We start from the raw sequence: 23,005 nt of genomic DNA, 5'->3' as shown, positions 1-23,005 counted from the left end.
TGCGTCGTATTCAGATATAAATCTGATTAATAATTTCTTGTTATTTAATGCTAAATGTATACATTCCGTACAAATATTTGTACCCGCCTTTATCCACTGTACACCTTTGCATTGTGATGGCTGCAACAGAATGGAGCGTAAAAAATGCGGGCCATCCGGCGTGGTGTAAGTGTGGCAATTCATATATTACCCTTTATACTGCCCCATCATCTTTCGCGTCGTTTAACAGGTCATAAACACGAATGAGTCAGTCTGACACAACGGCTTCTACCCGATTCTCCCTGCTACCGGGAAGTATTACCCGTTTCTTCTTATTACTGATCGTTGTGCTGTTGGTGATGATGGGCGTTATGGTCCAGAGCGCCGTCAACACCTGGTTAAAGGATAAGAGCTATCAGATTGTCGATATCACCCATGCCATTCATAAAAGGGTCGATACCTGGCGATACGTGACCTGGCAAATCTATGACAATATTGCCGCTACGGCCAGTTCACCTGGTGCAGAAGGACTGCAGGAAACGCGTCTGAAACAAGACGTCTATTATCTTGAGAAACCGCGCAGAAAGACCGAGGCGCTGATTTTCGGTTCCCATGACAGTTCTACGCTGGAGATGACCCAACGCATCTCAACCTATCTTGATACGCTGTGGGGCGCGGAAAATGTTCCGTGGTCTATGTATTACCTGAATGGTCAGGACAATAGCCTGATCCTTATCTCAACGTTGCCGCTAAAAGATCTGACTTCCGGTTTTAAAGAGTCGACGATTGGTAATATTGTCGATTCACGGCGCGCGGAAATGTTACAACAGGCCAATGCGCTGGATGAACGTGAAAGCTTCTCTTCACTGCGCCGTCTGGCGTGGCAGAACGGGCATTACTTCACGCTACGCACGACCTTTAATCAGCCTGGACATCTGGCAACGGTTGTCGCCTTTGACCTGCCGATTAATGACTTGATCCCACCCGGCATGCCGCTGGACAGCTTCCATCTGGTTCCAGATGCCACGTCAACAATTGAGCATCTAAATGAAAAAGAGTCGCCTGACAGCGTCAGCATTAATTTCAACAACAGTAAAATTGAGATCTCTTCGGCGCTAAACTCAACGGATATGCGGCTGGTGTGGCAGGTTCCGTTTGGCTCATTGCTGCTCGACACCTTACAAAGCATTCTGCTGCCGCTGTTACTCAACATTGCTTTGTTGGCCCTGGCGCTGTTTGGCTATACCACCTTTCGCCACCTCCCAGCCCGTTCCACCGAAGTGGCACCAAACCTTGCGGCAAATAATGAACTGCGTGTTCTGCGCGCCATCAATGAAGAGATTGTGTCTTTGCTGCCTCTGGGCTTGCTGGTGCACGATCAAGAAGCAAACCGCACGGTTATCAGCAATAAAATTGCCGACCACCTGCTACCGCATTTAAATTTGCAAAACATTACCAGTATGGCGGAGCAACATCAGGGGGTGATTCAGGCCACCATCAATAATGAGCTGTATGAGATCCGGCTGTTCCGTAGCCAGATCTCATCGAGAACGCAGATCTTTATTATTCGTGACCAGGACCGCGAAGTGCTGGTTAATAAGAAGCTGAAGCAAGCGCAGCGACTGTATGAGAAAAACCAGCAGGCCCGGGCGGCCTTTATGCAGAATATCGGCAGCGCACTGAAAGACCCGGCGAAAACACTTGCCGCTAATGCTGCCGCACTGAATAGCCCGGACAGCCAGAAACTGGCCAATCAGGCAGACGTTCTGGTGCGTATGGTAGATGAAATCCAGTTGGCCAACCTGCTTGAAAGCGACGCCTGGAAAAGTGAATCGACGCTGTTTTCCGTGCAGTCGTTAATTGATGACGTGGTTCCGGAGGTTCTGCCAGCCATTAAACGTAAAGGGCTGCAGCTACTGATTAAAAATCACCTTAGCGCCCATGATGAACGCCGCGGCGACCGCGATGCCCTGCGCCGTATTTTGCTGTTGCTGATCCAATATGCGGTAACCACCACGCAAATTGGCAAAATCACGCTGGAAGTCGACCAGGATGAGTCGGAGACTGAACGCCTGACCTTCCGCATTCTGGATACCGGGCAAGGTGTCACGTTGAATGAAGTTGATAACCTGCACTTCCCGTTCATCAATGACACCCAGGGCGATCGGTATAGCAAGGCCAACCCGCTGACGTTCTGGTTATGCGATCAACTCGCCCGCAAGCTAGGTGGACACCTGAACATTAAAGCGCGGGAAGAACTTGGAACACGTTATATAGTCCATGTTAAAATGCCGCTGCACGATCAACATGCTGAAAGTGAAGAGCGTTTGTTAGATGACGTCTGCATAATGGTTGATGTCACCTCTAATGACGTACGCAGCATCGTATTACGCCAACTGGAGAACTGGGGAGCAACCTGCATCACGCCTGATGAGCGGTTGAATAGTCAAGAATATGATCTCTTTTTAACAGATAATCCGTCTAATCTTACTGCCTCAGGCCTTCTTTTAAGCGATGATGAGTCTGGCGTGCGGAAAATTGGCCCTGGTCAGCTGCGCGTCAACTTTAATATGAGCAATGCTATGCAGGAAGCTGTCCTCGAGCTGATAGAAGAGCAGCTGGCACAAGAAGAGATCCAGGAACTCCCCCTCGGCGGAGATGAAAACGCCGAACTTCATGCCAGTGGTTACTATGCACTCTTTGTAGACACAGTACCGGATGATGTTAAGAGGTTGTATACTGAGGCAGCAACCAGCGATTTCGCTGCGTTAGCCCAAACGGCCCATCGCCTGAAAGGCGTGTTTGCCATGCTTAATCTGGTACCCGGCAAGCAGTTATGTGAAGCGCTGGAACATCTTATTCAAGAGAAAGATGCTCCAGGTATAGAAAAATACATCAGCGACATTGACGATTACGTCAAGAGCTTGCTGTAGCAAGGTAGCCCAATACATGAACACTATGAACGTAATTATTGCCGATGACCACCCGATTGTACTGTTCGGTATTCGTAAATCACTTGAGCAAATCGAGTGGGTAAACGTTGTCGGCGAATTTGAAGACTCCACTGCACTGATCAACAATTTGCCTAAGTTAGATGCTCATGTGTTGATTACCGACCTCTCCATGCCGGGAGATAAATACGGTGACGGGATCACGTTAATTAAGTATATCAAGCGCCATTTCCCGAGCCTGTCGATTATTGTTCTCACCATGAACAACAACCCGGCAATCCTGAGCGCGGTACTGGATCTCGATATTGAAGGAATTGTCCTGAAGCAAGGCGCGCCAACAGATCTGCCGAAAGCGCTTGCCGCGCTGCAGAAGGGTAAGAAATTCACCCCGGAAAGCGTTTCTCGTCTGCTGGAAAAAATCAGCGCCAGCGGTTACGGCGACAAACGTCTGTCACCGAAAGAGAGCGAAGTTCTACGCCTGTTTGCCGAAGGTTTCCTGGTTACTGAAATCGCGAAAAAACTCAACCGCAGTATTAAAACCATCAGCAGCCAGAAAAAGTCGGCAATGATGAAACTCGGTGTGGAAAACGATATCGCCCTGTTGAATTACCTTTCTTCCGTCACGCTGAGTCCTTCAGACAAAGAGTAATTCTTTTAACATCGACGTGCCTGATGGCACGGCGTTTATCAGGCCTACGAATGACACGATGTTGTGCGTGTTCCGTAGGCCAGATAAGGCAAACGCGCCATCCGGCCTCTTTTATTCCCGCGCCTTTCTCACTCTTTCCGCATAGACCGTCAACGTTTGCTTCAATACATCTAACGTCACCGGCTTAGACAGACAGCTATCCATACCTGACTCCAGACAACGCTGCTTCTCTTCAGCCAGCGCGTTGGCCGTCACGCCGACAACCGGCAGGGTTAATCCTAACTGGCGAATACGCTGGGTCAGACGATAACCATCCATGTTCGGCATGTTAACGTCGCTCAGCACGATGTCGATATGGTTTTTACTCAGTACATTGAGTGCGTCCACGCCGTCATTCGCGGTTTTACACTGATATCCCAACGATCCCAACTGATCGGCCAGTAAACGCCTGTTGATAGGATGATCGTCGACCACCAGAATCATCATGTCATCGTTAGTTGCAGCAACTTTATCCGGGGCTGGCAACGCCGTTGAAAGCTCTTCACTGCTCAGCTCAAGGCTGTAGATATGCGCCAACAGCGCGGGCAATTCGTGAGGCGATGCCACGCTGTGCACCCACTCTCCTGGCCCCCTTTCCAGCGGAATACCGATATGACGACGGCAGAAAATCACCGCGGCGCGTCCCTGCCACGCCTGGTCCAGCACATCGTCGGCAATCAGCAGGTCATCTGCATCCGGTTGCTGTCCCTCATAGCACTGCACCGCCATCCCGTTACGCGCCAGACTGGATTCAATAAACTGGTACAGCGACGCGTTACGCACCGCCAGCCAGCAACGTTTACCGACAAGCCCTTCGATACCTTTTTTCAGCGGGTACTGCGCGCCATAAAGCGGAATACGCAGCATAAACTGGCTACCCATTCCCGGTTCAGAATCGACGGAAATATCCCCATCCATCATGCTGATCAGTTTTTCACAGATAGCCAAACCAAGCCCGGTTCCCTGGAAATTACGCTGTACGCCGGTTCCCACCTGGAAGAAAGGATCGAACAAGCGGACGACCTCTTTGGCAGGGATCCCAACCCCGGTATCACGCACGCGAATACTGAGATAGTCTTCGTTGCACTGCACGTGCAGCACAATGCAGCCGGTATCGGTAAACTTGATAGCATTACTCAGTAGATTGGAAATCACCTGCTGCAAACGCATCGGATCACCATTGAGCGCCACCGGTACATTCGGGTCGATAAAGCAGTACAACCCCAGCTGTTTGCGAACCACCAGCGGCAGATAGTTAGCCGTAATATGATTCATTACTTCACGCGGTGAAAACTCGCGCGGTTCAATCTTCAGCTGTTCAGATTCAATTTTCGAGAAATCGAGAATATCGCTGATAATCTTCAACAGCAGGCTGGAAGAGTTGTTCATCGCCGTCACCAGGCGATCCACTCCGTTGGGTAACTCTTTGGTTTGCAACAAATCAAGGTTACCGATAATGCCATACAGCGGCGTACGCAGCTCGTGGCTTACCGTCGCAAGGAACATCGATTTTGACTGGCTCGCCTGCTCCGCCGCCTGCGCCATCTCCTGCAACGACTCTTCCATTTTAACGCGCGCGCTGATGTCAACCAGCACGCAAATTGCCACGTTTTCATTACGATAGCGCGAGTGCACAAAGCTGATTTGCAGATTGGTATTGTTGCTGGTCAGCACATCAACAAAATTGACCTGCTGGCCACAGATAATTTGCGTTAACCGTTGCCGGTCTTCATGCGTCAGCATATTGAGATAGGTGTGCGCCAGCTCATTACTCAGGATGTTAATGCCATCTATCGTACGCAGAATACAAATCCCAACCGGCGCAGAAGCCACGATTTTACGGTTAAACTGCTCGTGCTCTTCCAGACGCTGGGCATCGCTTTCCGCAGGAATAAAAATGCGCCGCTCATACATGCGCGTGAGCATAAATAACGCCGCGCCAACCAGCACATTCAGCAGAATAGCGTTCAGGATCATCATGCGGATCCGCTCCAGCACCAGGTCGACCGGTACTGAATAAACAATGCTTAGCGATGACGGGGGCAGGTTTTTCTTCAGCACCAGTTCGTGAAAACCCGACGTATAGCCAAACCAGGAGCGCTCCTGCATCCAGCGAGGTTCAGCCTTAATATTCCCCTCGGGGCCGGTGAGCGAAATCAGCGCATGACCATTTTCATCAAGGATGGTCACTCCCATCGGCAAACTGCCCGGCGTGAAAAAGTTCTCCATGCGGATAGGCTGTTCCACACCCAACAGCGCCTGCAGGCGATTAGCGAGATAAACCGGCGTCAGCGCATAGAAATAGCCTATTCCCGGCCGCGGCCCCTGGCTAATCCAGAACAGGTTATTACCATTTTCGTCCTGCGGTGCATTGCGATACTTAATAATGCGCTCATGCAGCGCCTTCAACGCCCCGTCACGTTCGACAGGCATATCACGCAGACCGAAATTGGCCATGCAAAGGTTGTCGCTGCCGATCAGGAACACACGATTCAAATCATAGGCCGCGGAAAAGTTATCCCGCCAGTAGCGCATAAACCACGCCAGCGATTCCAGCGAACCTCGCCAGGCGTTGCCCATCACCGAGCAGTCGGAGTCGGCAAACAGCGGCTCGAAGTTTGGCACGGCGGTTTTATCATCCCGCGCGCGCAACGACATCACGCCGTTTTCCGCCGTTAAGCGATTCTCCGCGATATATTTCAGCTCCTTAATCACATCAGAGGTGCGCTGAATGTAACGTTGGGCCTGATCGGAACTGAGGTTAAGCTCCTGGTGAATCTCGGACTCTCTCTGGTGCAGCGCATTCACGATGTAGAAAACGGAGGCAAATGCGATTAGTCCCCATATCAGGAGCGCCAACGCCCTGAACAGATAGCGTGAGACTTTTAGCGTTGAATGAACGGAAGCAAGGTATTTCAAAGGGGCGAAGCTCCGCCTCAGGGCATTAATAGAGTGTGGTTAAGGTAGCGGTAAATGTCCGGCGTCGCAATGCCCTCTCTTTACGGGAATATGATACACCGCTCTGAAACCATTGTCTTAACCCGTGATAATCGTCGTTTGCCTGAAAAACACTGCACGGATGTCAGAATGCGCGACCTGAGATGGCTGGCTCGTCGGTTATACCCACGACGATTACGCAACCAAATGATCATGATGGCCATCCTGATGGTCATCATTCCGACGATATCTATAGGTTATATCGTAGAAACTGAAGGCCGTTCAGCAGTCTTATCTGAAAAAGAGAAAAAACTGTCATCGGTGATAACCCTGCTAAACGATGCGCTGGGCGACCGCTTTAGTCACTACCCAAATTTGCCGCGTGAAGCACGCATTCGCGCGCTTAATCAAGAGTTGGCCCCCATCACCGAGCGCATTACGCAAGCGTTTCCCGGCATTGGCGCCGGGTATTATCACAAAGCGCTGGATGCCATTATCACCTACGCCCCCTCCGCGCTTTACCAAGGCAACGTAGGTATCACCATCACCGAGGATCATCCCGGACGCGAAGTGATGAGTAGTAACGCGCCTGTGGTCTATTCCGGGCGACAGGTTCGCGGCGACATACTCAACTCGATGATCCCAATAGCGCGCCAGGGAGAGGTTATTGGGTATATCTGGGCCAATGAGCTCACCGAAGATATCCGCCAGCAGGCCTGGAGAATGGACGTCAGGATTATTGCCGTACTGGTTGCCGGGCTCATCTGTAGTCTGCTGCTCATCGTGCACTTCTCACGCCGACTCAGTGCGAATATCGACATCATCACCGATGGGCTTTCCACGCTGGCACAAAAAACCCCTACCCGATTGCCTGAACTCCCCGGCGAGTTAGGACAAATCAGCCGTAGCGTCAATGCGCTGGCACAAACGCTACGGGAAACCAAAACCCTTAACGATCTGATCATTGAAAATGCCGCAGATGGCGTGATCGCCATCGACAGGCAAGGCGACGTTACCACCATGAACCCGGCGGCAGAACAGATAACGGGCTACACGCTGCATGAGCTGGTCGGACAGCCCTATGCGACGCTCTTTGCCAATACGCAGTTTTATAGCCCGGTACTGGACACCCTTGAGCACGGTACTGAACATGTGGCCCAGGAGATTAGCTTTCCAGGACGTGAACGCACCATTGAGATCAGTGTAACCACCAGTCGGATCCATAACGCACACGGCGAGCTGATTGGCGCGCTGGTTATTTTCTCCGATTTAACCGCCCGTAAAGAGACCCAGCGTCGGCTGGCGCAAACCGAAAGGCTTGCCACCCTGGGTGAGCTGATGGCCGGCGTCGCGCATGAAGTGCGAAACCCGCTGACCGCAATTCGTGGCTACGTCCAGATCATCCGCCAGCAAACCTCGCTGCCGGAACATCAGGAATATTTATCTGTTGTGCTGAATGAAATTGATTCCATCAATAAAGTTATTCAACAACTGTTAGATTTCTCTCGCCCACGACAAAGCCAGTGGCAACAGATTCGGCTCAATGCGCTCATTGAAGAGACGCTAATCCTGGTGCAAACCGCTGGCCTGCAGGCACGGATCGCCTTTACAACGGAATTAGATCCCAGCCTGCCGCCGATCGTCGCCGATCGCGAGCTTCTCAAACAGGTGATCCTCAATATTTTAATCAATGCGGTGCAGGCGATCGCTGCGCGAGGCGAAATTCGCATCCGTACCTGGCAATACTCGGCCTCGCAACAGGCCGTGATGATTGAAGATAATGGCAACGGTATCGATCTCGCCATACAGAAGAAAATATTCGATCCCTTTTTTACGACAAAAGCATCAGGCACCGGTCTTGGACTGGCGCTGAGCCAGCGCATCATTAACGCGCATCAGGGGGATATCCACGTAACCAGCCAGCCTGGCTGCGGGGCGATATTCACTCTGATTTTACCTCTTAACCCGCAGGGAAATCCGTCAGAATGAAAACGACCTATCGTATTCTCATCGTTGATGATGAAGAAAATGTTCGCCGTATGCTTGCCACCGCATTTTCCCTGCAAGGGCATGAGACACATTGCGCCAGCGACGGGAAAGCCGCGCTGAGCCTGTTTAGCGAAACGCAGCCAGACGTGGTGCTGATGGACATTCGCATGCCGGAGATGGACGGTATCGACGCGCTGAAAGTTATGCGCACGCAGCAACCACGGATCCCCGTCATTCTGATGACCGCTTACGCTGAAGTAGAAACCGCAGTAGAAGCTTTACGTAGCGGCGCATTCGACTACGTGATTAAGCCCTTTGATCTCGACGAGCTAAGCATGGTGATTCAACGCGCATTGCAACTGCAGGAGATGAAACAGGAAATCCGCAATCTGCATAAAGCGTTGACCACCAGCTGGCAGTGGGGACACATTCTGACCACCAGCCCGCGTATGATGGATATCTGTAAAGATACGGCGAAAATCGCCCTCTCCCAGGCAAACGTGTTGATTAGCGGTGAAAGCGGCACAGGAAAGGAGCTGATCGCCCGCGCCATTCACTACAACAGCAAACGCGCCAATGGCCCCTTTATCAAAATTAACTGCGCGGCCCTGCCGGAGTCGTTGTTGGAAAGCGAGCTATTTGGTCACGAAAAAGGCGCGTTTACCGGGGCACAGACATTACGCCAGGGATTGTTCGAACGCGCTCATCAGGGAACTTTATTGCTTGATGAAATTGGCGAGATGCCGCTGGTGCTGCAGGCCAAGCTGCTGCGCATTTTGCAGGAGAGGGAGTTTGAACGCATCGGCGGGCACCAGACCATTCGCGTTGACATTCGAATCGTCGCCGCCACCAACCGCTGTCTGCAAACGATGGTGAAGGAAGGAACGTTTCGCGAAGACCTGTTTTACCGGCTCAACGTTATCCATCTGACTTTGCCGCCCTTACGCGAGCGTCGTGAAGATATTGCCTTATTAGCAAACCACTTTTTACAAAAATTCAGCTCTGAAAATCAGCGGGATATTATCGAAATCGACCCGACGGCGATGTCGATCCTCACCGCCTGGCCCTGGCCCGGTAACATTCGCGAACTGTCAAACGTCATCGAACGTGCAGTCGTTATGAATACCGGTGCGGTGATCTTTGCCGACGATCTCCCCGACCCGTTGCGCAACCCGGTGAGCGCCACAACAGAAACAAAACCGACTTACTCCGGGGAACGCAATCTGAAAGAAGAGATTAAACGTGAGGAAAAACGAATTATCCTCGAAGTCCTCGACAATCAGGACGGTAATCGCACCCGCACGGCGCTGATGCTGGGAATTAGCCGTCGCGCTTTAATGTATAAATTACAAGAGTACGGCATCGACCCATCAGGTTCCTGATACGCAAATTTGCTATGCAGAATTTTGCACACTGCGCAAAATTCTGCATAACCCCTCGTGGTCTCCTTTCACCAAGACCACAAAAATAAACCAATAAATTCAATAAACTAAACATTAATACGTTTCTTTAGTCATTCTGGCACCCTGCTTGCAATTCCCTGAGCGTACCCAAAATGGAGTATGCAAAAAGGGAAACATAATGAAAACAAAACTGATTACCTTACAAGACGCTGCGGGCTTCTTTCGTGACGGCATGACCATCATGGTCGGTGGTTTTATGGGCGTTGGCACACCACCTCGTCTGGTTGAAGCCCTGCTGGAGTCCGGCGTCAGAGATCTGACGCTGATTGCTAACGATACCGCCTTTGTCGATACCGGTATCGGACCCCTGATCGTCAATGGGCGGGTGAGCAAAGTGATTGCCTCGCACATTGGTACAAACCCGGAAACCGGTCGTCGCATGATTGCCGGCGAGATGGATGTACAGCTGGTTCCGCAAGGTACCCTGATCGAGCAGATTCGCTGCGGCGGCGCGGGTCTTGGCGGCTTTCTGACCCCCACTGGCGTTGGCACCATCGTGGAAGAAGGCAAGCAAACCATGACGCTTGAGGGTAAAACCTGGCTGCTTGAACGCCCATTACGCGCCGATTTAGCGCTTATTCGCGCCCACCGCTCTGACATGCTTGGCAACCTCACCTACCAGCTCAGCGCCCGTAACTTTAACCCTCTGATTGCCCTCGCCGCTGATATCACGCTGGTCGAACCGGACGAAATGGTTGAAACAGGGGAGCTGCAGCCTGACCAGATTGTGACCCCCGCCGCCGTTATCGACCATATCGTCATTCCACAGGAGAGCTAATCATGGATGCTAAACAACGTATTGCGCGCCGGGTGGCGCAAGAACTTCGCGATGGCGATATCGTCAACTTAGGTATCGGCCTGCCAACGATGGTAGCCAACTACTTACCTGCTGATATTCACATTACGCTGCAATCTGAGAACGGTTTTCTGGGACTGGGCCCAGTTACCACCGCCCATCCTGACCTGGTGAACGCGGGCGGCCAACCGTGCGGTATTTTGCCGGGCGCGGCGATGTTTGATAGCGCCATGTCGTTCGCGTTGATTCGCGGCGGTCATGTTGATGCCTGTGTGCTTGGCGGGTTGCAGGTCGATGAGCAAGCAAACCTCGCCAACTGGGTGGTTCCCGGCAAGATGGTGCCCGGCATGGGTGGCGCAATGGATCTGGTGACCGGTGCGCGTAAAGTCATTATCGCCATGGAGCATTGCGCAAAAGACGGCTCCGCAAAAATCCTGCGTCAATGCACCATGCCGCTCACTGCACAGCATGCTGTGCATATGCTGGTCACCGAGCTGGCTGTATTCCGCTTTATAGATGGCAAGATGTGGCTGACTGAAATCGTCGAAGGATGCGACATCGCCACGCTATGTGAAAAAACCGAAGCACAGTTTGAAATTGCCGACGATCTGCGCATCCTGCGAGGTGACGCATGATTGGCCGCATCGCTCGCTTTATGACACGGGTAGTCAGCCGCTGGCTGCCCGACCCACTGATTTTCGCCATGTTATTAACGTTGCTGACCTTTGGCATCGCGCTGTGGTTAACGCCGCAGACCCCCATCAGCATGGTGAAATTCTGGGGTGACGGTTTCTGGAACCTGCTGGCGTTTGGTATGCAGATGGCGCTGATCATCGTAACCGGCCATGCGTTAGCCAGTTCCGGGCCGGTGAAAAGCCTGCTGCGTACGGCGGCATCCGCCGCCAAAACCCCCGCTCAGGGCGTCATGCTGGTGACTTTTTTTGGTTCAGTTGCCTGCGTTATTAACTGGGGATTTGGTCTGGTGGTCGGGGCGATGTTCGCCCGCGAAGTTGCTCGTCGGGTACCGGGTTCCGATTATCCGTTACTGATTGCCTGCGCCTACATCGGGTTCCTGACCTGGGGCGGCGGCTTCTCCGGCTCAATGCCTTTGCTGGCGGCAACGCCTGGCAACCCGGTCGAGCACGTAGCGGGCCTCATTCCTGTCGCAGATACCCTGTTCACCGGCTTCAATATTTTCATCACGCTCGGCCTGATTGTGGTGATGCCGTTTATCACCCGGATGATGACGCCAAAACCTTCAGATGTGGTGAGCATCGATCCGAAACTGTTACTGGAAGAAGCTGATTTTCAAAAGAAACTGCCGCCGGATGCGCCGCCATCTGAAAAACTGGAAGAGAGCCGCATTCTGGCGTTGATCATCGGTGCATTAGGGATTGCCTATCTGGGTATCTACTTTGCCGAGAAGGGTTTCAACATCACCATCAATACCGTCAACCTGATGTTTATGATTGCCGGTCTGCTGCTGCACAAAACGCCGATGGCCTATATGCGCGCCGTCAGTGCTGCGGCACGCAGCACCGCCGGGATTCTGGTGCAATTCCCCTTCTATGCCGGCATTCAGTTGATGATGGAGCACTCCGGCCTCGGTGGGCTCATTACTGAATTTTTCATCAACGTTGCCAACAAAGATACCTTCCCACTGATGACTTTCTTCAGTTCAGCACTGATTAACTTTGCCGTGCCATCCGGCGGTGGCCATTGGGTTATTCAGGGACCGTTCGTCATGCCTGCCGCTCAGGCGCTGGGTGCCGATCTTGGCAAATCAGTCATGGCCATCGCCTACGGTGAGCAGTGGATGAACATGGCACAACCGTTCTGGGCGCTACCCGCGCTGGCCATCGCCGGTCTCGGAGTACGCGACATTATGGGCTACTGCATCACCGCCCTGCTCTTCTCCGGCGTCATTTTTGTTATTGGATTGACCTTGTTCTGACGGCAACAACTTAATTAAAGGAACTGAAAAATGAAAAACTGTGTCATCGTCAGCGCGGCACGTACCGCAATCGGCAGTTTTAACGGCGCACTGGCAACTACGGGTGCCGTCGAGCTTGGATCAACCGTCATTAGAGCCGCTCTTGAACGTGCGCACCTTGACCCACAGCGCGTGGACGAGGTGATTATGGGCAACGTGCTGCAGTCAGGACTCGGGCAAAACCCAGCGCGTCAGGCATTATTAAAAAGCGGCCTGTCCGACACCGTTTGCGGCTTTACCGTCAACAAAGTGTGCGGCTCTGGCCTGAAAAGCGTGGCGCTTGCCGCCCTCGCTATCAAGGCCGGACAAGCCCAGGCGATCGTCGCGGGTGGGATGGAAAACATGAGCCTGGCCCCCTATCTGTTAGACGCAAAAGCCCGCTGGGGCTATCGCCTCGGTGACGGGCAATTGTCCGACGTGATTCTGCGCGACGGCCTGATCTGCGCCGAGCATGGTTACCACATGGGGATCACTGCAGAAAATGTTGCCAAAGAGTATGGCATCAGCCGCGAAATGCAGGATGAACTGGCTCTGCAGTCGCAGCGTAAAGCCGTTGCCGCAATCGAGTCTGGCGCATTTGAGGCTGAAATAGTGCCCGTCAGCGTGTCATCACGGAAGAAAACCATCATCTTTGAGCGTGACGAATTCCCCAAAGCTGACTCGACGGCAGAAGGCCTCGCCGCATTGCGTCCAGCCTTTGATAAAGCAGGAACCGTCACCGCAGGTAACGCCTCGGGGATCAACGACGGTGCAGCGGCATTAGTGATAATGGAAGAGTCGGCAGCACTGGAGGCTGGGCTGAAGCCACTGGCGCGGATCAAAGCCTGGGCCAGTGGCGGCGTAGCTCCGGCTATGATGGGCATGGGGCCGGTTCCCGCCACGCTGAAGGCACTGCAACTGAGCGGCTTACAGCTTTCTGATATCGATCTGATCGAAGCTAACGAGGCATTTGCTGCTCAGTTTCTTGCCGTTGGTAAAACGCTGGGATTTGATCCGCAAAAGGTTAACGTCAACGGTGGGGCAATTGCGCTGGGACACCCTATTGGCGCCAGCGGCGCGCGAATACTGGTGACGCTGCTGCATGCGCTACAGGCACGGGATCAAACGCTTGGACTGGCCACGCTGTGCATCGGCGGCGGTCAGGGCATTGCGATGATAGTGGAGCGAATGAATTAAAAAAAAGGGCCGGATATTTCCGGCCCTTTTTATCACGTCTTAATTACTCTTCAGCGTCGTCCGCTGCATCGTCATCGCTTTCCGCTTCAGGCGCGATATCCTCGTCCCCTTCAGCAGCGCTACCGTCGATGGAGTCGAGCTCTTCATCATCAACCGGTTCAGCAACGCGTTGCAGACCCACAACGTTTTCATCTTCCGCAGTACGGATGAGGATAACGCCCTGGGTGTTACGCCCTACCACGCTGATTTCCGACACGCGAGTACGCACCAGCGTACCTGCATCGGTGATCATCATGATCTGGTCGGTATCTTCAACCTGCACTGCGCCGACAACGGAACCGTTGCGCTCGGTGACTTTGATGGAGATAACGCCCTGGGTCGCACGAGACTTGGTCGGATACTCTTCCGCCGCCGTACGTTTACCGTAGCCGTTCTGGGTAACGGTGAGGATAGCACCTTCACCGCGCGGAACGATCAGCGATACCACGCTGTCGCTTTCCGCCAGTTTGATACCGCGTACGCCGGTCGCGGTACGTCCCATCGGACGAACAGCCCCCTCTTTGAAGCGCACCACTTTACCGGCAGCAGAGAACAGCATAACTTCGTCACTGCCAGACGTCAGGTCGACACCAATCAGCTCATCGCCTTCGTTCAGGTTAACCGCAATGATACCGGCTGAACGCGGACGGCTGAACTCGGTCAGCGCTGTTTTCTTCACGGTACCGCTGGCGGTTGCCATGAAGACGTTGACGCCTTCTTCGTACTCACGTACTGGCAGAATTGCGGTGATACGTTCGTTAGCTTCCAGTGGCAGCAGGTTGACGATAGGACGTCCACGCGCACCACGGCTTGCTTCCGGCAACTGATAAACCTTCATCCAGTACAAACGACCGCGGCTGGAGAAGCAGAGGATCGTGTCATGGGTGTTGGCCACCAGCAGGCGGTCGATAAAGTCTTCTTCTTTAATTCGTGCTGCAGATTTGCCTTTACCGCCACGACGCTGCGCTTCGTAATCGGTTAACGGCTGATATTTCACGTAGCCCTGATGAGACAAGGTCACGACAACATCTTCCTGGCTAATCAGATCTTCGATGTTGATGTCAGCGCTGTTCGCGGTGATTTCGGTCCGACGTGCGTCGCCGAACTGTTCACGAATCAGCTCCATCTCTTCACGGATGACTTCCATCAGACGATCGGCGCTGCCCAGAATGTGCAGCAGTTCAGCGATCTGCTCCAGCAGCTCTTTGTATTCGTCGAGCAGTTTTTCGTGCTCAAGGCCGGTCAGTTTCTGCAAACGCAGATCCAGAATGGCCTGGGCCTGCTGTTCAGTCAGGTAGTACTGACCGTCACGCACGCCAAATTCCGGTTCCAGCCATTCAGGACGCGCGGCATCATCGCCGGCACGTTCCAACATGGCAGAAACGTTACCCAGCTCCCACGAACGCGCGACCAGCGCTGCTTTCGCTTCTGCCGGGGTCGGCGCACGGCGGATCAGTTCGATGATCGGATCGATGTTCGCCAGCGCAATCGCCAGCGCTTCAAGGATGTGCGCACGGTCGCGGGCTTTACGCAGTTCAAAGATAGTACGGCGGGTTACGACTTCACGGCGGTGACGTACAAACGCAGCAATAATATCTTTCAGGTTCATGATTTTCGGCTGTCCATGGTGCAACGCAACCATGTTGATACCGAAAGAAACCTGCAGTTGGGTCTGGGAGTAGAGGTTGTTCAGAACCACTTCCCCGACTGCGTCGCGTTTCACTTCAATCACGATGCGCATACCGTCTTTGTCAGACTCGTCACGCAGCGCGCTGATACCTTCAACGCGTTTGTCTTTTACCAGCTCGGCGATTTTCTCGATCAGGCGCGCTTTGTTCACCTGATACGGAATTTCATGGACGATGATGGTTTCACGGCCAGTTTTGGCATCCGCTTCGACTTCCGCGCGTGCGCGAATGTACACTTTGCCACGGCCGGTACGGTAGGCTTCTTCAATACCACGACGACCGTTGATGATCGCGGCGGTCGGGAAGTCCGGACCCGGAATATGTTCCATCAGCCCTTCAATGCTGATGTCTTCATCGTCAATGTATGCCAGGCAGCCGTTGATCACTTCCGTCAGGTTGTGCGGCGGAATGTTGGTCGCCATACCTACCGCGATACCGGACGAGCCGTTCACCAGCAGGTTAGGAATTTTGGTTGGCATGACGTCAGGAATTTGTTCGGTGCCGTCGTAGTTATCGACGAAATCCACCGTTTCTTTTTCCAGGTCAGCCATCAGCTCATGGGCGATTTTCGACATACGGATTTCCGTATAACGCATCGCCGCTGCGGAGTCGCCATCGACAGAACCAAAGTTACCCTGACCATCTACCAGCATGTAACGCAAGGAGAATGGCTGCGCCATACGAACAATGGTGTCGTAAACGGCGGTATCACCATGAGGGTGGTATTTACCGATTACGTCACCAACGACACGGGCAGATTTTTTATAGGCTTTATTCCAGTCGTTGCCCAATACGTTCATGGCGTAAAGTACGCGACGGTGAACCGGCTTCAGGCCATCTCGGACGTCCGGCAGCGCACGGCCAACAATGACCGACATCGCATAATCCAGATAGGAGCTCTTCAGCTCTTCCTCAATGTTGACCGGTGTAATTTCTCTCGCAAGGTCGCTCATCTAACCGCTATCCCTCTACTGTATCCCGGATTCAAAGGTCGCAAATTATAACACATCCGTGCAGATTCAGGTAAATGGATTCCCCCTGACAGAGGCTTTATTCATCCCGTCAGGCTGATATACTCATTTGCATCGCAAATTTAGGAGTAGAAGCCCCAATGAATGCCGAAAAACCTCCGGTAACTCACAACGTTGATCAGGAAGAAATTGCCAAGTTTGAAGCAGTCGCGTCACGCTGGTGGGATCTTGAGGGTGAATTTAAGCCACTGCACCGTATTAACCCACTGCGCCTGGGCTATATCACGGAGCGCTCAGGCGGCCTGTTTGGTAAAAAGGTACTCGACGTCGGCTGCGGCGGCGGCATTCTGGCGGAAAGCATGGCGCGCGAGGGCGCAACCGTCACCGGGCTGGACATGGGCTTTGAACCGTTACAGGTAGCAAAACTACATGCGCTGGAGAGTGGCATCCAGGTGGAATACGTTCAAGAAACGGTTGAAGAACATGCGGAAAAACATGCGCATCAGTATGACGTTGTGACCTGCATGGAAATGCTGGAGCACGTACCGGACCCGCAGTCGGTGGTCAGGGCCTGCGCCAGACTGGTCAAACCGGGCGGCGAAGTGTTTTTCTCCACGCTTAATCGCAACGGCAAATCCTGGCTAATGGCGGTGGTCGGCGCGGAATATATTTTGCGTATGGTGCCAAAAGGCACGCATGATGTGAAAAAATTCATTAAGCCGGCTGAACTGTTAGAGTGGGTTGACCAGACCGTGCTGAAAGAGCGTCATATGACCGGCCTGCACTACAACCCGATCACCAACAGTTTTAAACTCGGCCCCGGCGTTGATGTGAACTATATGGTACACACTACCGCGCAAGCAGATTAACCTCCTCCACCCGGCCGGATAAGGCGTGCAACGCCGCAATCCGGCACCGTACCTGATAGTGCGCAGCTTTCGGGCCTGCGCATCGCCTACCAATCCTGAGTAGGATCGTCAGGGCAATTTTTGCGCCAGGTCATAAGAACTTACCTTGCCTTAGATGAAGAAATCAGCACTCGATCAAATTTTCTATTTTTTTTCTCAATTATTGACATCCTCGCCAGGCCTTATAAGACGCGCACTTAGCGATTATTACCCTTTTGCAACCTCAATTTAACCTCAAAATCAACTCTTGTACTGAAAAGAATCCCTACTAGAATACTCACCATATAGCGTCTACTTTATCAAACAACCCCTACATATAGTATTTATCCACAGACTTAGTCACAACATGACTTTGTGGATAATATGGGGGATATTTTTTCTTTCACGGACAGGTAAAAAACCACATGAATCAGAGTCTGCTGGTGACAAAGCGTGATGGTAGTACAGAGCGCATCAATCTCGACAAAATCCACCGAGTTCTGGATTGGGCGGCAGAAGGACTGAATAACGTATCGATTTCTCAGGTCGAGTTGCGCTCCCACATTCAGTTTTATGACGGTATCAAGACATCCGATATCCATGAAACAATCATCAAAGCTGCCGCCGACCTGATCTCCCGCGAGGCACCGGATTATCAATACCTGGCTGCTCGCCTGGCAATTTTCCATCTGCGCAAAAAAGCCTACGGCGAGTTTGAACCGCCGAAACTGTTCGACCATGTCGTGAAAATGGTTGAAATGGGCAAATACGACAATCATCTGCTGGAAGACTACACGGAAGAAGAGTTCAAGCAGATGGACTCGTTCATCGTACACGACCGTGATATGACCTTCTCCTACGCTGCGGTGAAGCAGTTAGAAGGTAAATACCTGGTACAAAACCGTGTTACCGGTGAGATTTATGAAAGCGCGCAGTTCCTCTACATTCTGGTAGCGGCCTGCCTGTTCTCTAACTATCCGCGTGAAACGCGTCTGCAATACGTAAAACGTTTCTACGACGCCGTTTCTACGTTTAAAATTTCACTGCCGACGCCGATTATGTCCGGCGTGCGTACCCCTACCCGTCAGTTCAGCTCCTGCGTACTGATCGAGTGCGGCGACAGCCTGGACTCCATCAACGCCACCTCCAGCGCGATTGTGAAATACGTTTCCCAGCGCGCCGGCATCGGTATCAACGCCGGTCGCATCCGTGCGCTGGGTAGCCCGATCCGCGGCGGTGAAGCGTTCCACACCGGTTGTATTCCGTTCTACAAGCACTTCCAGACCGCGGTAAAATCCTGCTCCCAGGGCGGCGTACGCGGCGGTGCTGCAACGCTGTTCTACCCGATGTGGCACCTGGAAGTTGAAAGCCTGCTGGTCCTGAAAAACAACCGTGGCGTCGAAGGCAACCGCGTGCGTCACATGGACTACGGCGTACAGATCAACAAACTGATGTACACCCGTCTGCTGAAGGGTGGCGACATCACGCTGTTCAGCCCGTCCGACGTTCCAGGCCTGTATGATGCGTTCTTCGCTGACCAGGACGAATTCGAACGTCTGTACACCAAATATGAAAACGACGACAGTATCCGCAAGCAACGCGTGAAAGCCGTTGAGCTGTTCTCACTGATGATGCAGGAACGTGCCTCTACCGGGCGTATCTATATTCAGAACGTTGACCACTGCAACACCCATAGCCCGTTTGATCCAATTGTCGCTCCGGTGCGCCAGTCTAACCTGTGCCTGGAAATCGCCCTGCCGACCAAACCGCTGACCGACGTTAACGACGAAAACGGCGAAATTGCGCTGTGTACGCTGTCCGCATTTAACCTCGGTGCTATCAACAGCCTGGACGAGCTGGAAGAGCTGGCCGAATTGGCGGTGCGCGCGCTGGATGCGCTGCTCGATTATCAGGATTATCCGATTCCTGCCGCCAAACGCGGCGCGATGGGTCGCCGTACGCTGGGTATTGGCGTGATCAACTACGCCTACTGGCTGGCGAAAAACGGTAAGCGTTATTCTGACGGCAGCGCGAACAACCTGACTCACAAAACCTTTGAAGCCATTCAGTATTACCTGATGAAAGCCTCTAACGAGCTGGCGAAAGAGCAAGGCGCGTGCCCGTGGTTTAACGAAACGACCTACTCCAAAGGTATTCTGCCGATCGATACCTATAAAAAAGATCTCGATGCTATTGTCAACGAGCCGCTGCATCTGGACTGGGAACAACTGCGCGAATCCATCAAAACGCACGGTCTGCGTAACTCCACGCTGTCAGCCCTGATGCCATCGGAGACCTCTTCGCAGATCTCTAACGCCACCAACGGTATTGAACCACCGCGCGGCTATGTGAGCATCAAAGCGTCGAAAGACGGTATTCTGCGCCAGGTCGTGCCGGACTACGAACACCTGCACGACGCGTACGAACTGCTGTGGGAAATGCCGAACAACGATGGCTATTTGCAGCTGGTAGGTATCATGCAGAAATTTATCGATCAGTCGATTTCCGCCAACACCAACTATGATCCGTCGCGATTCCCATCCGGAAAAGTACCGATGCAGCAGTTGCTGAAAGACCTGCTCACCGCCTACAAATTTGGTGTCAAAACGCTGTATTATCAAAACACCCGTGACGGTGCGGAAGATTCTCAGGACGATCTGGTGCCGTCCATTCAGGACGACGGCTGCGAAAGCGGCGCATGTAAGATCTGATGAACGATGCCGGGTGGCACCAGGCTCACCCGGCCTACAGTAGCTTGGTTTGTAGGCCGGAAAGGGTGCTTGTAACGCCATCCGGCACTCATCCCACAAAGGATTCACATCAATGGCATACACCACTTTTTCACAGACGAAAAATAACCAACTTCTGGAACCGATGTTCTTCGGCCAGCCGGTGAACGTCGCCCGCTACGATCAGCAAAAATATGACATCTTCGAAAAACTGATCGAAAAGCAGCTCTCTTTCTTCTGGCGTCCGGAAGAAGTTGATGTTTCTCGCGATCGCATCGACTTCCAGGCGCTGCCGGAACATGAAAAGCATATCTTCATCAGCAACCTGAAGTATCAAACGCTGTTGGACTCCATTCAGGGACGTAGCCCGAACGTGGCGCTGCTGCCGTTAATCTCGATCCCTGAGCTGGAAACCTGGGTGGAAACATGGGCGTTTTCAGAAACGATCCACTCCCGTTCCTACACCCACATCATTCGTAACATCGTGAACGATCCGGCGGTGGTGTTTGATGACATCGTCACCAACGAGCAGATCCAGAAACGCGCGGAAGGCATTTCCAGCTATTACGACGAATTGATTGAGATGACCAGCTACTGGCATTTGCTGGGCGAAGGCACGCATACCGTTAACGGTAAAACGGTTGTCGTAAGCCTGCGTGAACTGAAGAAGAAGCTGTATCTGTGCCTGATGAGCGTGAACGCGCTGGAAGCGATCCGCTTCTACGTCAGCTTCGCCTGCTCCTTCGCCTTCGCCGAACGTGAACTGATGGAAGGCAACGCGAAAATTATTCGCCTGATCGCCCGCGATGAAGCCCTGCATTTGACCGGGACCCAGCATATGCTGAATCTGCTGCGCAGCGGCGTGGACGATCCGGAAATGGCGGAAATCGCCGAAGAGTGTAAACAAGAATGCTACGACCTGTTCGTACAGGCCGCGCTGCAGGAAAAAGAGTGGGCGGATTATCTGTTCCGTGACGGCTCAATGATTGGCCTGAATAAAGACATTCTGTGCCAGTACGTTGAGTACATCACCAACATCCGTATGCAGGCTGTCGGACTCGACTTGCCGTTCCAGACCCGCTCTAACCCAATCCCATGGATCAACACCTGGCTGGTGTCTGATAACGTGCAGGTTGCGCCGCAGGAAGTGGAAGTCAGCTCTTACCTGGTTGGCCAGATCGATTCGGAAGTCGATACCGACGACCTGAGTAACTTCCAGCTCTGATGGGCCGCGTTACTCTGCGCATCTCTGGCACACAACTGCTGTGCCAGGATGAACACCCTTCCCTGCTTGCCGCGCTTGAATCGCACAATGTTGAAGTTGAATACCAGTGCCGCGCAGGTTATTGCGGCTCCTGCCGTACCCGTCTGGTAGCGGGACAGGTCGACTGGATTGCCGAACCTCTGGCCTTCATTCAGCCAGGTGAAATTTTACCCTGCTGCTGTCGGGCAAAAGGCGATATTGAAATAGAGCTGTAACGCGTGGCGGGATAAAAATTACGACTAAAAAAGAGCCGCCGATGGACGGCAGCTCTTTATTTCTCCTGGAGGCAGGTATGGCCACGTTGACGGCAGACGGCCTTATCTAGCCGTTAATAACGTTTGATCCAACCAGGCCTGTGACCGGAGGTGCATCACAGACCTTGTGCCATTACTCTTTATTCAGGAATGTCACTGCTTTGTCGGGGAAGTCGGTGAACAGCCCGTCAACGCCCGCCTTGCTATACAGAATGTCATACAGCTGGTTTACATCAGTGGTGTAATCCGGCAGCTGATCGGCACGAACGGTATAAGGATGCACCACCATCTTATTCTGATGCGCGTCCTGTACCATACCCGTTAACGAGATATTGCCTTTCTTCGACTTCTCATCAATCAGCATGTGATAGTCCGGCCCAATGCCGTCCGCATACTGCGCAACCTGCTTCATGGCACCCGGTTTAAACATCCAGTCGTAGTTGTAATTAACCCAACTACCGTCCGGCTTTTTCTCCTGAGTTTCATTCCAGTCAGTGTACGCAATCAACTGTACCAGATTGAGATCCATCCCCATCTTCGGTTCCAGTTCATTCTTAATGCGCTTTAACTCTGCGACATCAAAACACTGTAGATAAACCTTGTCGTTCTTGTCGGTGTACCCGTACTTTTTCAGTACTTCCAGCGTCTTAGCCGCAATGTCCTTCCCTTCCTGATGATGGAACCACGGCGCTTTCATTTCCGGGTAAATGCCAATGTTTTTACCGGTTGAATGATTTAATCCCTGAACAAACTCAATCTCTTCTTCGAAAGTGTGCACACGGAAATCAGATTTACCCATCGGGAAACGCCCTGGGTAGGTCTGGACCTTTTTGCCATTTTCGATATCAAAGCCTTCGGTAAATTTCAGCGATTTAATCTCATCCAGCGTAAAGTCGATAGCGTAATAGCGCCCATCTTTACGCGCACGATCCGGGAAACGCTCGGCAACATCGGTGACGCGGTCAAGGTAGTGGTCATGCAGGACAACCAGATGGTCGTCCTTGGTCATCACCAAATCCTGTTCCAGGTAATCAGCCCCCTGAGCATAAGCCATCGCTTTTGCTGGCAGCGTATGCTCCGGTAGATAACCGCTGGCGCCACGGTGCGCAATCACGATTTTTTCTGCGGCAACCGCCGCGCTGCTCACCACAATACCTGTCAGCATTAGCGCCACGCTGAGACTTTTCAATGTGGTTTTCAT

General features: G+C 52.6%; 15 protein-coding genes. 12 read left to right on the top strand and 3 right to left on the bottom strand.

The annotated features are described in order from the left end of the window. Window positions 1-242: 242 nt before the first annotated feature. Entirely contained in the window at window positions 243-2,912 is a 2,670-nt protein-coding gene (gene rcsD, locus HV311_RS07885) for a phosphotransferase RcsD (protein WP_191220939.1), read from the top strand. Window positions 2,913-2,928: 16 nt separating this feature from the next. Further along, window positions 2,929-3,579, top strand: a complete 651-nt coding sequence (rcsB, locus tag HV311_RS07880; protein WP_003027592.1) for a response regulator transcription factor RcsB — start codon at window positions 2,929-2,931, stop codon at window positions 3,577-3,579. Window positions 3,580-3,690: 111 nt separating this feature from the next. Here the strand turns inward: rcsB and rcsC are convergent, their stop codons facing one another. Continuing rightward, window positions 3,691-6,537, bottom strand: a complete 2,847-nt coding sequence (gene rcsC / locus HV311_RS07875; protein WP_191220938.1) for a two-component system sensor histidine kinase RcsC — start codon at window positions 6,535-6,537, stop codon at window positions 3,691-3,693. Window positions 6,538-6,705: 168 nt separating this feature from the next. On the opposite strand from rcsC, the gene atoS reads away from it, so the two are divergent. From atoS to HV311_RS07845, 6 genes are all read left to right on the top strand, one after another. Next, window positions 6,706-8,544: a two-component system sensor histidine kinase AtoS gene (atoS, locus tag HV311_RS07870; protein WP_032947136.1), complete on the top strand. Its 1,839-nt coding sequence runs from the start codon at window positions 6,706-6,708 to the stop codon at window positions 8,542-8,544. Further along, window positions 8,541-9,926, top strand: a complete 1,386-nt coding sequence (gene atoC, locus HV311_RS07865) for an acetoacetate metabolism transcriptional regulator AtoC (protein ID WP_019077262.1) — start codon at window positions 8,541-8,543, stop codon at window positions 9,924-9,926. The genes atoS and atoC overlap by 4 nt, the downstream gene beginning before the upstream one ends. A 199-nt stretch (window positions 9,927-10,125) precedes the next feature. Continuing rightward, on the top strand, window positions 10,126-10,785 hold the full coding sequence (gene atoD, locus HV311_RS07860) for an acetate CoA-transferase subunit alpha (protein ID WP_016153792.1): 660 nt from the start codon (window positions 10,126-10,128) through the stop codon (window positions 10,783-10,785). Window positions 10,786-10,787: 2 nt separating this feature from the next. Then, the gene (locus HV311_RS07855; RefSeq protein WP_016157021.1) at window positions 10,788-11,438 is read left to right on the top strand and encodes a 3-oxoacid CoA-transferase subunit B; all 651 of its coding nucleotides are present in this window, start codon (window positions 10,788-10,790) and stop codon (window positions 11,436-11,438) included. Next, the gene (locus tag HV311_RS07850; protein ID WP_016153794.1) at window positions 11,435-12,757 is read left to right on the top strand and encodes a TIGR00366 family protein; all 1,323 of its coding nucleotides are present in this window, start codon (window positions 11,435-11,437) and stop codon (window positions 12,755-12,757) included. The genes HV311_RS07855 and HV311_RS07850 overlap by 4 nt, the downstream gene beginning before the upstream one ends. A gap of 30 nt (window positions 12,758-12,787) precedes the next feature. Then, a complete protein-coding gene (locus tag HV311_RS07845; RefSeq protein ID WP_047359204.1) occupies window positions 12,788-13,972 on the top strand; it encodes an acetyl-CoA C-acetyltransferase in 1,185 nt (394 codons plus the stop codon). A 43-nt stretch (window positions 13,973-14,015) separates the two neighbouring features. Here the strand turns inward: HV311_RS07845 and gyrA are convergent, their stop codons facing one another. After that, entirely contained in the window at window positions 14,016-16,652 is a 2,637-nt protein-coding gene (gene gyrA, locus HV311_RS07840; protein WP_016153796.1) for a DNA topoisomerase (ATP-hydrolyzing) subunit A, read from the bottom strand. Between the two features lie 158 nt (window positions 16,653-16,810). Here gyrA and ubiG point away from each other — a divergent pair, with 158 nt between their 5' ends. From ubiG to yfaE, 4 genes are all read left to right on the top strand, one after another. Then, a complete protein-coding gene (ubiG, locus tag HV311_RS07835) occupies window positions 16,811-17,539 on the top strand; it encodes a bifunctional 2-polyprenyl-6-hydroxyphenol methylase/3-demethylubiquinol 3-O-methyltransferase UbiG (RefSeq protein ID WP_075847744.1) in 729 nt (242 codons plus the stop codon). 443 nt (window positions 17,540-17,982) lie between these two features. Beyond that, the gene (nrdA, locus tag HV311_RS07830) at window positions 17,983-20,268 is read left to right on the top strand and encodes a class 1a ribonucleoside-diphosphate reductase subunit alpha (RefSeq protein ID WP_016153798.1); all 2,286 of its coding nucleotides are present in this window, start codon (window positions 17,983-17,985) and stop codon (window positions 20,266-20,268) included. Window positions 20,269-20,380: 112 nt separating this feature from the next. Beyond that, entirely contained in the window at window positions 20,381-21,511 is a 1,131-nt protein-coding gene (nrdB, locus tag HV311_RS07825) for a class Ia ribonucleoside-diphosphate reductase subunit beta (protein WP_016153799.1), read from the top strand. Continuing rightward, complete coding sequence (gene yfaE, locus HV311_RS07820; protein WP_016153800.1) at window positions 21,511-21,765, top strand: ferredoxin-like diferric-tyrosyl radical cofactor maintenance protein YfaE; 255 nt, start codon at window positions 21,511-21,513, stop codon at window positions 21,763-21,765. Before nrdB ends, yfaE begins: the two co-directional genes overlap by 1 nt. A gap of 172 nt (window positions 21,766-21,937) precedes the next feature. On the opposite strand, the gene glpQ is transcribed toward yfaE, so the two are convergent. Next, entirely contained in the window at window positions 21,938-23,005 is a 1,068-nt protein-coding gene (gene glpQ, locus HV311_RS07815) for a glycerophosphodiester phosphodiesterase (protein ID WP_047500916.1), read from the bottom strand.

The sequence above is a fragment of the Citrobacter sp. RHBSTW-00881 genome (genome assembly GCF_013728515.1).
GTDB lineage: Bacteria > Pseudomonadota > Gammaproteobacteria > Enterobacterales > Enterobacteriaceae > Citrobacter > Citrobacter braakii.
The sequence above is the reverse complement of the archived record's forward strand: the minus strand, read 5'-3'. Positions and strand labels throughout refer to the sequence as shown.

Coding starts and splice junctions, on each gene's coding strand:
- rcsD (WP_191220939.1), top strand. CDS start 243: ATGAGTCAGTCTGACACAACGGCTTCTACCCGATTCTCCCTGCTACCG.
- rcsB (WP_003027592.1), top strand. CDS start 2,929: ATGAACACTATGAACGTAATTATTGCCGATGACCACCCGATTGTACTG.
- atoS (WP_032947136.1), top strand. CDS start 6,706: ATGCGCGACCTGAGATGGCTGGCTCGTCGGTTATACCCACGACGATTA.
- atoC (WP_019077262.1), top strand. CDS start 8,541: ATGAAAACGACCTATCGTATTCTCATCGTTGATGATGAAGAAAATGTT.
- atoD (WP_016153792.1), top strand. CDS start 10,126: ATGAAAACAAAACTGATTACCTTACAAGACGCTGCGGGCTTCTTTCGT.
- HV311_RS07855 (WP_016157021.1), top strand. CDS start 10,788: ATGGATGCTAAACAACGTATTGCGCGCCGGGTGGCGCAAGAACTTCGC.
- HV311_RS07850 (WP_016153794.1), top strand. CDS start 11,435: ATGATTGGCCGCATCGCTCGCTTTATGACACGGGTAGTCAGCCGCTGG.
- HV311_RS07845 (WP_047359204.1), top strand. CDS start 12,788: ATGAAAAACTGTGTCATCGTCAGCGCGGCACGTACCGCAATCGGCAGT.
- gyrA (WP_016153796.1), bottom strand. CDS start 16,652: ATGAGCGACCTTGCGAGAGAAATTACACCGGTCAACATTGAGGAAGAG.
- ubiG (WP_075847744.1), top strand. CDS start 16,811: ATGAATGCCGAAAAACCTCCGGTAACTCACAACGTTGATCAGGAAGAA.
- nrdA (WP_016153798.1), top strand. CDS start 17,983: ATGAATCAGAGTCTGCTGGTGACAAAGCGTGATGGTAGTACAGAGCGC.
- nrdB (WP_016153799.1), top strand. CDS start 20,381: ATGGCATACACCACTTTTTCACAGACGAAAAATAACCAACTTCTGGAA.
- yfaE (WP_016153800.1), top strand. CDS start 21,511: ATGGGCCGCGTTACTCTGCGCATCTCTGGCACACAACTGCTGTGCCAG.
- glpQ (WP_047500916.1), bottom strand. CDS start 23,005: ATGAAAACCACATTGAAAAGTCTCAGCGTGGCGCTAATGCTGACAGGT.